A 12,761-nucleotide genomic window follows, 5' to 3' on the forward strand; every position below is an offset into this window, starting at 1 on the left:
GGGGTGCGATGGCTGAGCTCGTCCGTGTTGCCGCGCTGACCAATTACTTCGAGACCATGGCCGGCCTCGGCTGCGATCCGCGCCCCCTGCTCAAGGAACAGGGGCTGTCGGCCGACTTGCTGGTCAACCCGGAACAGCTGATCTCGGCGCGGGCCGCGATCCGCCTGCTTGAGCGCAGCGCCGCTGAAACAGGCTGCATCACCTTGGGACTGCGCATGGCCGAAGGTCGCGCACTGGCCAACCTGGGGGCGACTAGCTTGTTGATCGCCCACCAGCCGACCCTGCGTCATGCAATTACGGCACTGCGGGAATTCCGCGCGCGGATTAACTCCACCCTGATCTTCAATGTCGAGGAGATCGGCGACGATGCGATCCTGCGCGAAGATTTCGTGCTGCGCCGGCCGGAACCGTCGCGCCAATCATCCGACCTCACCCTTGGCGTGCTGATGCGTTTATGCAGCGAAGTCCTGGGCAGCGATTGGTCGCCCCGCACGGTCTGCTTTTCGCACGAAGCACCGCCACCCGCTGAACTGCCGATCTTCACCCGCATATTCCGCTGCCCCGTGCAGTTTGACAGCGAACTTAACGGCATCGTCCTGCACCGCGCAGACCTCGACCGGCCCAACCTGCGCGCCGACGACCAACTGGCCCGCCATGCGCGGCAATTGCTCGACAAGGCGATGAGCCCGGTGGAGCGAACCGCGACCCAGGATGTTGATCAGTTGATCCGCCTGCTGATGCCGGCCGGCCGTGCCTCGATCCAGAACTGCGCCGCCTCGATGGGCGTCACCGTGCGGACCTTGCAGCGGATGCTCGATGGCGAAGGCACGAGCTTCAGCGCGCTGCTCAACGGAGCGCGGATGCAGCTCGCCACCCAGTACCTTGCCAACCCGCGCATGCGGATCACCGATGTTGCCGAAATGCTAGGCTATGGCTCGATCGGAGCATTCAGCCGGTGGCATAGCCAGGCATTCGGCGCATCGCCCCGAAACCGTCGGAGCTGAGCTGGCGGACCGAGAGAAGGCTCGGAGGTCATCATGGACGACCGCATGTCCAGGTTTGCCTCCTTCTCGAACAAGAACCCGTCGTTATCTTGAACTCCCCAAATCAGCTCGAGTGATCCAAGTCGTTGGCAGTTGTTAGCAATCACGCGCTTTTCTGTTATTCTATAGCCTCTGGTGCGACTCGCGCTGCGTTGGGGGCAATCGATGACCGTGGCTTGCGGTTCATTTGACAGGGGCATGGGCAAACTGTGTTGGGCGGGAGCATTGTCCGCCATGATCGCCATTGCGCAACCGTCCGTGGCTTCCAGCAAACCGGAATTGCACGATAGTGACCTTGTGGCTCCTTCCGAGCTTGTCGGGTCATCGCGAATCTTGTTTGTCGGCGCGGGTTCGGAACCAGCCACAAGCATGTCGGATCGACCGGCCCTGATCATTGGGCGAGCGGCCGACCTGGAAGGTCGGTCGCTTACGTTGGTTGTGAAGCCCGGCTCCACTTTAAAGCTTGGCGGAGGCAGCGCGAAGCGGGACCTCTTGCCGCAGACTTCAAGTCGCCGCGTCACCAGCGGTTACGGCTTGCGCTGGGATCCGCTTGGTGCCGGTTGGCGCGCACATGCTGGCGTTGATCTCGCCGCTGCATATGGTTCGCCAGTCGTCGCATCCGCAAACGGAAGAGTGTCCGCCGCGCGTTGGCAGGGCGGATATGGTTTGCTGGTGGCGCTGGACCATGGGGCTGGAGTCGAAACCCGCTATGGCCACCTTTCCCAACTTTCCGTGCAGGAAGGGCAAGTGGTCAAGAAGGGCGACGTCATCGGCTATGTCGGATCAACCGGCCGTTCGACTGGGCCGCATCTTCACTACGAAGTTCGCGAAGGCGGCCGCGCCGTCGATCCGATCACTTCACGGTGATGTTTAGAAGTCGGTCTGCCCGACGCTAGGCAAACATCGCCCAGAATGCGCCCAAGGCAATCGCGATGCCATAGGGCAAGGCATCGTATTTGGTCGGGTTCTTCGGGCGGATCTTCTTGCCCATGAGGCGGCGGGCAACAAACCAGACCGTAACCAGGCCCAGCCCAGCAAGCGATACATGGATGAGCAGTTTGGCCCAAAGCGCGATTGGAAACCATGCGGCAACGGCTGCGTAAAACTTGGCGTCGCCGCCCCCAAAAACTCCAAACCTGAACAGTACCATGCCAACGATCAGGGCAGCAAAGGCATGGATTGCGTGCTTGGCGATAGCCTCACCGCCGCCAAGCCATGCCGCCACCGCTAAGCCGAGCACGGCAAGGATTCCGCATAGCCAATTGGGGATGCGGCGGTCGCGCCAGTCGAGCCAGCAAGCGGTGAGCCCCAACACGATCAAAGGCGCGGTCTGGGCCAACACCGGGATCGACAAATCCTCGGGAAGAATTGCGGTCAATTGCGAGATCCCACGCCCTGTTTGAGGAAGGTAACCAGATTATCGCTTCCGGCTCAATGCCATTCAGCTGGCAGTGAGGCGCATCCGCTGGCGGAAAGTGACATTTACCCGGTCCGACAGAATCAGATATGGCAGCCAAACGAAGGCGCTGATCAGGACCTTCTGGATATTGCCTTCAATCAACGATTGCAGCGCTCCTATGACCGGAACCGGCAGGTCGCTGCCAGCAGCATGGCGGGCAATGGCAAACTGCAGCGCGATGTCCACCGTCCAGGCGAACAGGAGCATACGTGGGAACAACGGAATGGCGCGCAGGGCCATGACGAAGCAGACCATGTAGAAGAAATTCATCACGACCACGTCGACCGTCGCAATTACAAGCAAGCGGTTGGCCCATTCCGGCGCGTCATCGCGCAAAGCTGGAACAGCCATCAGGTATTCAGCCGTGCGAACCGGCACGTTGAGCAGGAGGCCGACGAGCAGCGAGGCCATGAATCCAAATGGTCCGAACGCCGCATTTTCGCGGGCGGCCAAGGTATCGATCGGGTGCCACTTGCCGATGCGCGCCAGACGGACCGCCGGCTGGGCGGCCAGCAGCCCGCGGGGAAAGCTGCCTGCAGCAATGCGATATCCCGCGATCGGCGACAACGCGACCAGCAGGAACGGCAGCAACATCTCGGCCGCCTCCAGCAAGGTGCGCGGGCCATGCGGTGCCAGCGCGACCTTTGCCGCGCCCAGCACCACAATAGCGCAGACCCACGCGGTGATCAGAGTTTGCATGCGGACATGAAAGAACGAAACCAGGCTGCGGCTGCGCTGAAGCAACGAGCGCGAGAATGCCGCAGCGGCTTCCCTCATCGGCGGGGGTAGCTGGCTGGGCCAGGTGGCACGATGGGCATAACCATTCATGCCTTTTCAGTCGCATGGTCTGGTTAGTAAATACTTAAGGCGGTGCGACTGACCGCCAGGGCGACAGATCGCCTATATTTTAGGATAGCAGGAATCGGCCCTAATGTTGATCGTGGTGGATGTGAACCCACTCATCAGCTCATACTGGCCACTGCCGGTGATCCGCCAGCCACAGGTGGCGTCATCAGTGGCTGTGAAGGTCAGACCAGCAAGGCTTGGTCCGTTGTACATCGTCTTGGCATAGGCATCTGCGTCAGGGCAGGCGCTGGTGACGTCTACCGCCTTGCACCGCGCAGCGCGCTGGGCTGCGTAATGCATCTGGTTCTGCGCCGAGTACATGATCGACCCGTTGATTGTTCCGAATACCAGCAAGACAAACAGCGGCAGGACCAGCGCAAACTCCGCCGCACCGCCGCCGCGCTGGTCGCGCAAAAGGGCTGTGATGATGTTCATTGCATACGGATCCATGCAGTGCGCTGGATAGGGCTTGGCAGGCTCGAGGCCACCGATAAACCTGCAAAGAGCGGCGCGAAGGTGTAGCTAGCGGTCACTGAGAGGTACTCGCCCGGCTCGGCCGTGCTGCCGGTCAGGGTGGCCGAGCAGTTGGCGGGAGGTGTTGAGCTGATCGCAGCGACCTCGATCAGTTCGCTGGACGCGTTCGAGCAGTACCAGGCAGCCGTAGCTGTGTTGATAGTAACGCTCGTGCCCAGCGAAGTGGCCTGGGCCGCCGTTTGCATCGCCGCCTGCAGCCCAGTGCAGTTGACGGTTGAGGGCAGTTTCGCCGCCGTGTCGCAGCGCGCCCGGGCGAGTCCGGCGGCTTCCTGAGCAGCCAGATCAACCTGCATCCTGGAGTAGATATAGGTCGTGGCATCCGCAACGTTCAAAAACAGCACGGAAACGATCGGCAAAACCAGCGCCATCTCTGCCGCCGCAACCGCCCTGGTATCAGCAAGGAGAGAGCGCATCCGCATCACTGCACCAGCTTTGGACGATCGGCGATCGCCGGACGGACGATCACATCAGGCGTGTCTATCCCGGCGGTAGTGCAGCCTCCGACATCACCGATGATTTTGCCGGTGCCGTTGATCGTAACGTTATAGGCCACCAGGATTTGACAGTAAGCGCCATTGTCAGCCTTGTCGACAATACCGCTGAAAGTAACTGAAGACTTGGGTAGATAAATCGCCCCAGTGATTTTCCAAGCCGGCTTGTTCCCAGCATAGGTGAAATCAACCCCAGTGGTGATCCGCGGGTCCTGGTAGATCGCAACGCCTTTGAAGGCGGCCCCGGCATTAGTTGGGGCTTGGATGTTGAGCACGCCAGAGCCAGAGCCAGTGCCGTTGTCGACTGGATAATGCTTGTAAACCCCACCGTTGGTACCGGAGAAAATCACAGTCGCCGAGGCCCCCGTCGCCGTTGACACGGTGAATCGATTAAGATCAAGCTTGCCATTATAAATCACAAGCTGGGTGGCGGTTCCGGTGAGAGTTAAATTGCCAGTCAACTGCACATCGCCGCACAACTTGACCACGCCTGTGCGCGAGCCCGAAATGCGGTTGGTGCCTGGCAGCGCAGGATCACGGGGACCTGAAGGGGCCTGCGGATAGGTGCTGCAAGTGTTGGCCGGAATGCTATTTACCATCCCAGCGTAGGGGTCTGAAGGCAAATCAGTCTGACCCGAAATGTTGTTGGCAGTCTGGCTTGCACAGGTGCCAGAGACGGTTCCTGCTGCCACGGCGAAGTCTGCGTCAAGGCCGTTACCGGTGCAAGTCATGTTGCCGTTTGAGAGCGCGGCGCAGCCCGAAAGATCCGCATCGGGCGTCCCATTGGTCTGCAGATTGTTAAACGTCCAGACGCAAACCTCGTTGGTTAGCGCGCCTGATCCGCCTCCGGCCGCCACGGCGACTGCCCGAGCCCTTATCGTCTGATTACCGGAGAAGCCAAGGACGCCGGAAAGGGAAAACGGGACACTGGTGCCGACTACGGCTTCGAAGCAGGTCGATCCGGCACGGACACCTACTGGGCAGGCTACCGATGCGGCAGTGACGGTTTCTGCGCCGGCCCCATTCACGAAGCCCAGCTTGCTGGCTGCAGCGCGCGCCTCGATTTGCGAGGTGGTGCCGGTGTTGCTGTTGACAATAGCCGCGGCCAGCGCGGCGCTGTCTGCCGCGTTCTGGGCAGAGCGCTGTATGTATTGCCAGCTCCCCAGTTCAACCGCATAGGCAACGCCGCCGACAATCGGGATAAGCATCAGCGCCATCATCGGCGCGACGGCTGCGAGCTGCTGGTGCAGGAACCTGCGCAGGAAACGCATCAACCGCCCCTCGGCCAGGCGATCCGCATCAACTGAATTGCCGGCTTCGGTTTGCATGGTGACCTCGTTCGATCCTGCAGACTTCCAGCGCAACTGAAAAGGTGAAGCTCTGCCTGCTAAAACTATACTTGTCGCACTGCACTCTACCGGCACCTGTTAGCTTACAAGCTCTTCGCGCTGCATTCCTTGAACATAAGCGTGAAGTTCGGCGATTCGCAAGATTATTAACCATGCCATTCGCAAACTTGTAGTTTTACGACAAAGGAGTTGCGCGATTTGTGCGAATCAATTTGCTTGATCATCGAGTCGGTCAGGTGCAAGGTGTGTCCGTCGGGCATCGCATTAACCGAAGTCCTTAATCCAAATCGCATTTAACTTGTTGTAAAGGTAAGTTAAAAATTTGCTACACGCTGTCAGTTGACGGTGCGGCCCGCTTGGTATGAAAATCCACCTATCCGAACAGGGGTCGCAATCGAAGTGCATCAAGTAACTCGGGACAAGTTATTGTTCTGGAAGCGAGGTTGTATTTCGGTGTTCAACCCTGAGCGGACGGGCCAACCGGAAATAGAGGCCGGAGCCCTGGTTTAGAAAACTGCCGACGTTACCCAACGAAGCGGGTGCGCCGGGTTCAAATGGGGTAATTGATATGACCAAGTTCATCACTTCGTTCCTGCGTGACGAAAACGGCGCTGCTGCCGCTGAATATGCTCTGATCCTCGCCATTGTCGGCGCTGGGATTGCAACGGCAGCTGGCTTGCTGGGCACTTCGATTTCGAATGCTATCACCCGTACTGGTGATGCGATCGACGATGTGAATCCGGCTGCTGCTGCGTAATCACATTACTGGTTGGGGCGGCAAGAATTTGAATTTGCCGCCCCAATTCTAGACAGGGGGCGTGGATGCAGCAGCGAAACGTGATCATAGCGGGTGTGGCAATCCTTCTCGGGTTGCTAGCCGTGTTCGTGGTCAATGCCTATTTCTCCGGCATGGAGAAGCGCCAAGAGCGGGAGGCTGAGCAACAACAACTGGCGAAGGTCGTCGTTGCAAGCCAAGAGCTAAGTTTCGGTACACCGATTGGCCCTCAAAATTTGAAGCTGGCCAATTGGCCGGCAAGTTCGATTCCGGCTGGTGCTTTCACATCGGTTGAAGAAGCTTCAAGAAGCGGGGCAGTTGCGCTGCGCTCGATCGTTCCGGGCGAACCCGTATTGCGGTCGAAGATTTCGGGTGCCGATGGCCGCGCCACGCTTTCGGCCAACTTACCGACCGGCAAACTAGCCTATTCGATCCCAGTAACCGAAGTAGCCGGCGTTGCCGGCTTTGTCCGTCCTGGAGACCGAGTCGATGTGATCCTTACCCGCCAGATCCCCGGCAAAGGCGCCGAAGCGGCGACCGACAAGATGGCCGATGTTATCCTCGAAGGGGTCCCGGTGCTAGCGGTGGACCAGACGCTCAATGAGCAAGCGACTGCTGCGGCCGTTGCCAAGACTGCCACGCTAGAAGTGGACAGCTTTGGCGCACAGAAACTCGCGTTGGGCATCCAACTCGGCACTCTCAGCCTTGCGCTGCGAAATGTTGCAGATCAAGCTACCGGCGTGCGCTCGACCGTGATCCCCCGCAACCTTTCCGCCAGCAATTATTTCATCCCGGAAAGACCAAATGCCAGCGCCGCACCGCCGCCGGCTTTCCGATCGCCCACACTGGCGGCAGCTGGCAAGCCTGCCATGCTCCGCCCTGCCGGACCGACCATGACAGTCTACCGCGGCAGCCAGCCGTCTGAATATGAGGTGAAACGTGGCCGCTAAGCAAATCACGCCGGCGCTGATCGCCGCCCTGCTTCTGGGGGCCACAGCCCTTGCGCCAGCCGCCGTCCAGGCCCAGGACCAGATGTCCGCCACCTCGGTCGAGATCCCACTCAACAAGAGTCAGGTGGTCAGCGCCGATCGCCCGATCGCCAAGGCGCTGGTCGGCAATTCCGAAATCGCCGATGTCGTGCCCCTGACAGATCGTTCGATCTACGTCCTCGGCAAGAAGATGGGCACCACCAGCCTGACGCTCTATGATGGCGGCGGCCGGGTGCTCTCGATCCTCGACATCTCAGTCGGTCCGGACGTGATCGCGCTGGAAGAGCAGCTCCGCCAGGTCGTGCCGAACGAGACGATCAATGCGCGCATCTCTAACCGTTCGATCGTGCTGACCGGCCTGGTCAACAGCGCAAGCGCGGCCGATCGCGCCAACCAGTTGGCCAAGGCCTACATCGACGAAAAGGAAGGTGGCAGCATCATCAACCTGATCGCGATGGGATCGAGCCAGCAGGTGATGGTCGAGGTGCGCTTTGCCGAAGTCCGCAGGGATGTTGGCAAGGACATCGGCGTGAAGCTCTCTGCCCAATCCCGCAATGGCAGTTTCGAAGGCGTTACTGGCGTAGGTTCGGGCTATTTTCCTGGAGTGCCCGCAGCAGGGGGGGCGGGGGGAATTCTTCCGTATCTTACTAGCGTGCCGATCTCCAATAGCTTTGGCGTGTTTCGCCAGCAGATCGGGCTAGGCAGCCTGAACATCAATGCCGTGCTCAATGCGCTGGAATCGCGGGACCTGGCCAAAACACTGGCCCAGCCGACCCTGATTGCACTATCGGGCGAGAAGGCCTCGTTCCTCGCCGGTGGGGAATTTCCGGTCCCGGTCAGGCAGGACCAGAATGGCGGCCTAACTGTTGAATTCAAACCCTTCGGGATCAGCCTGTCCTTCACGCCGACCGTGCTGGGCGACAAGACTATCAGCATGATCGTCGAGCCCGAAGTCAGCGCGATCGATCCGCAAGCTTCGCTGAGACTGAACGACATCATAATTCCGGGCCTGCGCACCCGCCGTGCCAACACCACGCTGGAGTTGCGGGATGGCGAGAGCTTTGCCATCGCCGGCCTGCTGTCCAAGGACTTTCAGACCACGGTAGAACAGGTGCCGCTGCTGGGTTCGATCCCAATCCTCGGAGCGCTGTTCCGTTCGAGCAGCTTCAAGAAGGGTGAGACCGAGCTGCTGATCGTCGTCACCCCGCACTTGGTTAAGCCGATCAAGCCGGAGCAGGTCCGCCTGCCGACCGACCGCGTGCTCGACCCGCGCGAAACCGACACGTTCCTGCTGGGGCAGCCTTATCGCCCGGCACCGGTCGAACCCGCCACGTCAAACGCGCCAGCTACCAAGAGCGCCGAAAAGAAGAAGGAGGACGGCCTTGCGTACTAAGCTGCTGACCCTGGCCGGGGCTGCTACCGTGCTCCTGACCGGCTGTACCACCGCCGGCACCCTTAACACGCCTTACATGGGCGGGCCCGATAGCTTCGGCGAGGCCAACAAACAGACCATGGCCGCGATGATCATCGATCCGGACGCGGTCTACGAAGACGATGTGCCTGAAACCCATGCCGAGCATGCCGGCCAGGCCGTCGAGCGGTATCGTACCGACAAGGTCAAGGTGCCCGATCGGGTGAAGACCAATAGGGCGGCGCTTCCCGAAACCAGCCGGGAACCGAACTGAGTAAGGGCCATGGGCAGCGAAGATCTCCAGTCACATTACGCGCGAGTAACGAATTTGGGCAATGGTACGCGAATGATCGTCGTGGCATCGCCCGCCAACCTTGCAGTGCTCAGCGAATCCGCTTCGGCGGATGAGCTGACTGGACTGACCCTTGCGGCGCACGCGGCCCACGAGCCGCTGCCGTCAGCCCTGTTCCGCAATGCGGTCCTCGCGATCATCGAGGTCGACCCGCAGGATCGCCGCTCGCTCGATCGCATCAGCGCGGTGCGCGAACAGAACCCCGAGCTGGATCTGGTTGCTGCGATCAATGACGCCAGCGTCTCGCTGGTCCGCACCCTATTGCGCGAAGGCATAAGCGACGTGGTCGCGCTGCCCTTCGATCCCAGCGAGATAGTGCAGGTCATCCTCGACGTCTCGGCCCGCCGCGGTGAGGAGATCGCCGCCGAAACGACCCTGGCTCCAGTGACCGTGGTGGCGCGATCGATCGGCGGCTGTGGCGCCACTTCGTTGGCCACGCATCTGGCCGCCGAACTGGCCGCCCGCGATGAAACCGGCCGCGGCACACTGATTGTCGATCTGGACATCCAGCTTGGCGCCGTTGCCGACTATCTGGGCGTGACCCCGCGCAATACCATCTCCGACCTGCTGACCGGTGAGCACCGGCTTGACGAGGAACTGGTCCGCTCGGTCGCCACCGACGCTGGCGGCGGCTTGTGGGTGATCGGTGCTCCGCGATCGATCGTCCCCCTTGAATCGATTGACACCGATGTGCTGCTGCGCCTGCTGACCTTCCTACGCCGTCAGTATGCCCATGTCGTGCTCGATCTGCCGGCCAACTGGACCAACTGGGCGCTTTCCGCCGCGCTTGCCGCCGATACGGTACTGCTGGTTGTGGAATTGTCGGTGGCGAGCCTGCGCCAAGCCAAGCGCCGGCTGGAGCTGTTCGACACTGTCGGAATTGACCGGTCGCGGATCAAGATCGTCGTGAACCGGGCGGAACGCCGCCTGTTCCGGTCGATCAACCTCGAGGATGTCGCAACGACGCTCGGACATCCGGTGCTCGGCAGCTTGGCGCTTGACGCGCCCTTGGTCAGCACGGCCCAGAACCAGGGCGTCCTGGTCGGCAGTGTCCAGCGAAAGAGCCGTTATCTGGCCGACGTGGCACAACTAACAACCCAATTGCAGGAACTTGCCAGCGGGAGCCAGGGATGAGCACCTGGCACCTGAAGCGCCCACCGCAGGAGGACGCTGCAGCGACACCGAAAGGCGTAGGCCAGGAAGTGCAGCGCGTACCGGAATCCTTCCAAGTTTCGGACAAGCTTCTGGCACTGAAGGTATTGATTCACCACCAACTGCTTGAGAAGGTCAATCTCTCAGCGCTGGACAACATGCCCCGCGACCAGATCGCGAAGGAGATCTCCGACATTATCGTCGCGCTGCTGGACGAGCGGGGAGAAGTGCTGAACCGCGCGGAGCGGACAATCCTCAGCAATGACGTGTTGGATGAATTGCTGGGTCTGGGGCCACTTGAGCCACTGCTCAAGGACGATTCCATCAACGACATCCTCGTCAACGGTTTCCAGACGGTATTCGTGGAGCGGTCGGGGGTGCTCGAAAAGGTTTCGACCCGGTTCCAGGATGAGAAGCACTTGCTGCGTATCATCCAGAAGATCGTTAGCGCTGTTGGACGCCGGGTTGATGAATCCTCGCCATTCGTGGATGCCCGCTTACCCGACGGTTCGCGTGTCAATGCCATTGTCTCGCCGCTGGCAATCGACGGATCGCTGCTTTCGATCCGCAAGTTCTCGAAGAAGCCGATCTCCATGCAGCGGATGATCGAGTATGGCTCACTGCCGCCGGAAATGGCCGAAGTGCTTGGTGCCATCGTGCGCGGGCGCCGAAATGTGATCATTTCGGGCGGAACCGGTTCGGGCAAGACCACGATGCTCAACGCCTTGTCGACTTTCATCGATGAGCGTGAACGTATTGTAACTATTGAAGATTCTGCCGAGCTCCAGCTCCAGCAAGAGCACGTGGCGAGGCTCGAAACCCGCCCCCCAAACATCGAAGGCAAAGGCGAAGTCAACCAGCGGGATCTGGTCAAGAACGCGCTGCGCATGCGCCCCGACCGCATCATCCTGGGCGAATGCCGCGCTGGCGAAGCATTCGACATGCTGCAGGCGATGAACACCGGTCACGATGGATCAATGACGACGATCCACGCCAACAATCCGCGCGATGCTCTTGCTCGTATCGAGCAGATGGTCGGGATGAGTGGCCTCGATATCTCGGCGCGGTCTGCCCGGGCGCAGATCGCCGCCGCGATCAACGTTGTCCTGCAGATTGGCCGCTTGAGCGATGGCAAGCGCAAGGTTCTGTCGCTCAGCGAAATCACGGGGATGGAAGGTGAAACCATCACCATGCAGGAAATATTCCGCTATCGAATGACCGGTCGCGATGAAGTGGGGAATGTCACCGGCTACTTCGAGGCAACCGGGATCAGGCCCCGCTTCGCCCAGGAGCTGGAAGCCTATGGCATCACGCTTGACCCGGCCCTGTTCCGGCCGGCAGGACGGAACGCCCGGTAATGACCGCCCTTCTGATCAGGTTGCTGGTGCTTATCGCGATCTTCGGGTCGGTATTCCTTATCTCGCAACTGCTGGTCGGATCCTACGTCAACCGTCGAGCAGAGCGGGCAACGATCAACCGCCGTCTCGCTTTGATGCAGTCGGGACTTGACCAGGAAGCTGTCACCGGCGCCCTGCTCAAGAACGCCCCCCCCACGCTCGGACCCGAAGCCACCTATTTCGAGCAGGCATGGGTCGGTTTTGTTCGTACCGTGATGATGTCGGGCATCCAGGCGCAAAGCCGCAGTTTGGCCTTCGGGATGGGGGTCAGCTTCTGCGCTCTGCTGTTGCTGATAACCTTTATTGCGTGGATCCTGAAGTTTCCCATTACGGCCGGCGTTGTGATGCTTGTTGCTTCGGTCTCACTGGCGATCTCGGTGGGATTGCCGCTGCTCTATGTCAGTCGTAAAGCGCAGAAGCATCGGCAGCGCATGGAAGAGCAGTTCCCGCTTGCCCTCGATATCTTCACCCGATCGCTGCGCGCCGGTCATCCAATCGCTTCGGCAATCTCGCTGGTAACCGATGAGATGAGCGATCCGATTGGCAGTGAATTCGGTCTCGTTGCTGACGAGGTAGCCTATGGGGCCGAACTAACGGACGCGCTACTCGGCATGGCCGAACGCTGGGATCTCGACGACATGCGTATGTTCGTTGTCTCGGTCTCGGTCCAAAGCGAAACGGGCGGCAACCTTGCTGAGATTCTCCAGAATCTCTCCAACGTCATCCGTGCCCGTGCCTCGCTTTATATGAAGGTGCGGGCACTGAGTTCGGAGGGCCGGATGAGTGCCGTGATGCTGACGGCGCTGCCGATACTTACACTGGTTGGCCTGTTCGCAATCAACCCAGGGTTTTATCTCGATGTTGCTACAGACCCGATCTTTGTAATCGGCTTCCCGGCACTGTTGGTGCTGTACGCATTGGGCGTCCTTATCATCCGCCGCATAGTCGATTTGAAGGTTTGAC

General features: G+C 60.3%; 14 protein-coding genes. 9 read left to right on the forward strand and 5 right to left on the reverse strand.

Annotated elements, in window-relative coordinates:
- Positions 1–8 precede the first annotated feature (8 nt).
- Both FRF71_RS05265 and FRF71_RS05270 read left to right on the forward strand, forming a co-directional pair.
- The gene (locus FRF71_RS05265; RefSeq protein WP_147089572.1) at positions 9–1,004 is read left to right on the forward strand and encodes an AraC family transcriptional regulator; all 996 of its coding nucleotides are present in this window, start codon (positions 9–11) and stop codon (positions 1,002–1,004) included.
- 273 nt (positions 1,005–1,277) lie between these two features.
- The gene (locus FRF71_RS05270) at positions 1,278–1,910 is read left to right on the forward strand and encodes a peptidoglycan DD-metalloendopeptidase family protein (RefSeq protein WP_192900050.1); all 633 of its coding nucleotides are present in this window, start codon (positions 1,278–1,280) and stop codon (positions 1,908–1,910) included.
- Between the two features lie 25 nt (positions 1,911–1,935).
- Here FRF71_RS05270 and FRF71_RS05275 read toward each other — a convergent pair whose 3' ends face one another.
- The 5 genes from FRF71_RS05275 to FRF71_RS05295 form a co-directional block, all read right to left on the reverse strand.
- Positions 1,936–2,421 (reverse strand): A24 family peptidase, encoded by a 486-nt coding sequence (locus FRF71_RS05275; protein ID WP_161597884.1) that lies wholly within the window; start codon positions 2,419–2,421, stop codon positions 1,936–1,938.
- Positions 2,422–2,484: 63 nt separating this feature from the next.
- The gene (locus FRF71_RS05280) at positions 2,485–3,114 is read right to left on the reverse strand and encodes a DUF2569 domain-containing protein (RefSeq protein ID WP_238339442.1); all 630 of its coding nucleotides are present in this window, start codon (positions 3,112–3,114) and stop codon (positions 2,485–2,487) included.
- A gap of 288 nt (positions 3,115–3,402) precedes the next feature.
- Positions 3,403–3,783, reverse strand: a complete 381-nt coding sequence (locus FRF71_RS05285) for a TadE/TadG family type IV pilus assembly protein (RefSeq protein ID WP_161597885.1) — start codon at positions 3,781–3,783, stop codon at positions 3,403–3,405.
- Positions 3,780–4,301: a TadE/TadG family type IV pilus assembly protein gene (locus FRF71_RS05290; protein ID WP_345335128.1), complete on the reverse strand. Its 522-nt coding sequence runs from the start codon at positions 4,299–4,301 to the stop codon at positions 3,780–3,782. Before FRF71_RS05290 ends, FRF71_RS05285 begins: the two co-directional genes overlap by 4 nt.
- Complete coding sequence (locus tag FRF71_RS05295) at positions 4,301–5,701, reverse strand: TadE/TadG family type IV pilus assembly protein (RefSeq protein ID WP_147089576.1); 1,401 nt, start codon at positions 5,699–5,701, stop codon at positions 4,301–4,303. Before FRF71_RS05295 ends, FRF71_RS05290 begins: the two co-directional genes overlap by 1 nt.
- A 589-nt stretch (positions 5,702–6,290) precedes the next feature.
- On the opposite strand from FRF71_RS05295, the gene FRF71_RS05300 reads away from it, so the two are divergent.
- The 7 genes from FRF71_RS05300 (at position 6,291) to FRF71_RS05330 (ending at position 12,760) form a co-directional block, all read left to right on the forward strand.
- Entirely contained in the window at positions 6,291–6,479 is a 189-nt protein-coding gene (locus FRF71_RS05300; RefSeq protein WP_147089577.1) for a Flp family type IVb pilin, read from the forward strand.
- A 65-nt stretch (positions 6,480–6,544) separates the two neighbouring features.
- Complete coding sequence (gene cpaB, locus FRF71_RS05305; protein WP_147089578.1) at positions 6,545–7,447, forward strand: Flp pilus assembly protein CpaB; 903 nt, start codon at positions 6,545–6,547, stop codon at positions 7,445–7,447.
- Positions 7,437–8,879, forward strand: coding sequence for a type II and III secretion system protein family protein (locus FRF71_RS05310; protein WP_238339445.1), 1,443 nt, complete (start codon positions 7,437–7,439; stop codon positions 8,877–8,879). The genes cpaB and FRF71_RS05310 overlap by 11 nt, the downstream gene beginning before the upstream one ends.
- Positions 8,869–9,171, forward strand: coding sequence for a hypothetical protein (locus tag FRF71_RS05315; RefSeq protein WP_238339447.1), 303 nt, complete (start codon positions 8,869–8,871; stop codon positions 9,169–9,171). The genes FRF71_RS05310 and FRF71_RS05315 overlap by 11 nt, the downstream gene beginning before the upstream one ends.
- 9 nt (positions 9,172–9,180) lie before the next feature.
- Entirely contained in the window at positions 9,181–10,383 is a 1,203-nt protein-coding gene (locus FRF71_RS05320; RefSeq protein ID WP_147089579.1) for a CpaE/TadZ family protein, read from the forward strand.
- Positions 10,380–11,759, forward strand: coding sequence for a TadA family conjugal transfer-associated ATPase (locus FRF71_RS05325; protein WP_147089580.1), 1,380 nt, complete (start codon positions 10,380–10,382; stop codon positions 11,757–11,759). Before FRF71_RS05320 ends, FRF71_RS05325 begins: the two co-directional genes overlap by 4 nt.
- Positions 11,759–12,760, forward strand: a complete 1,002-nt coding sequence (locus FRF71_RS05330; RefSeq protein ID WP_147089581.1) for a type II secretion system F family protein — start codon at positions 11,759–11,761, stop codon at positions 12,758–12,760. The genes FRF71_RS05325 and FRF71_RS05330 overlap by 1 nt, the downstream gene beginning before the upstream one ends.
- Position 12,761 lies beyond the last annotated feature (1 nt).

Origin of the sequence: Novosphingobium ginsenosidimutans (genome assembly GCF_007954425.1) — a bacterium.
GTDB lineage: Bacteria > Pseudomonadota > Alphaproteobacteria > Sphingomonadales > Sphingomonadaceae > Novosphingobium > Novosphingobium ginsenosidimutans.

Coding starts and splice junctions, on each gene's coding strand:
- FRF71_RS05325 (WP_147089580.1), top strand. CDS start 10,380: ATGAGCACCTGGCACCTGAAGCGCCCACCGCAGGAGGACGCTGCAGCG.
- cpaB (WP_147089578.1), top strand. CDS start 6,545: ATGCAGCAGCGAAACGTGATCATAGCGGGTGTGGCAATCCTTCTCGGG.
- FRF71_RS05270 (WP_192900050.1), top strand. CDS start 1,278: ATGATCGCCATTGCGCAACCGTCCGTGGCTTCCAGCAAACCGGAATTG.
- FRF71_RS05320 (WP_147089579.1), top strand. CDS start 9,181: ATGGGCAGCGAAGATCTCCAGTCACATTACGCGCGAGTAACGAATTTG.
- FRF71_RS05285 (WP_161597885.1), bottom strand. CDS start 3,783: ATGAACATCATCACAGCCCTTTTGCGCGACCAGCGCGGCGGCGGTGCG.
- FRF71_RS05295 (WP_147089576.1), bottom strand. CDS start 5,701: ATGCAAACCGAAGCCGGCAATTCAGTTGATGCGGATCGCCTGGCCGAG.
- FRF71_RS05290 (WP_345335128.1), bottom strand. CDS start 4,301: ATGCGGATGCGCTCTCTCCTTGCTGATACCAGGGCGGTTGCGGCGGCA.
- FRF71_RS05300 (WP_147089577.1), top strand. CDS start 6,291: ATGACCAAGTTCATCACTTCGTTCCTGCGTGACGAAAACGGCGCTGCT.
- FRF71_RS05265 (WP_147089572.1), top strand. CDS start 9: ATGGCTGAGCTCGTCCGTGTTGCCGCGCTGACCAATTACTTCGAGACC.
- FRF71_RS05330 (WP_147089581.1), top strand. CDS start 11,759: ATGACCGCCCTTCTGATCAGGTTGCTGGTGCTTATCGCGATCTTCGGG.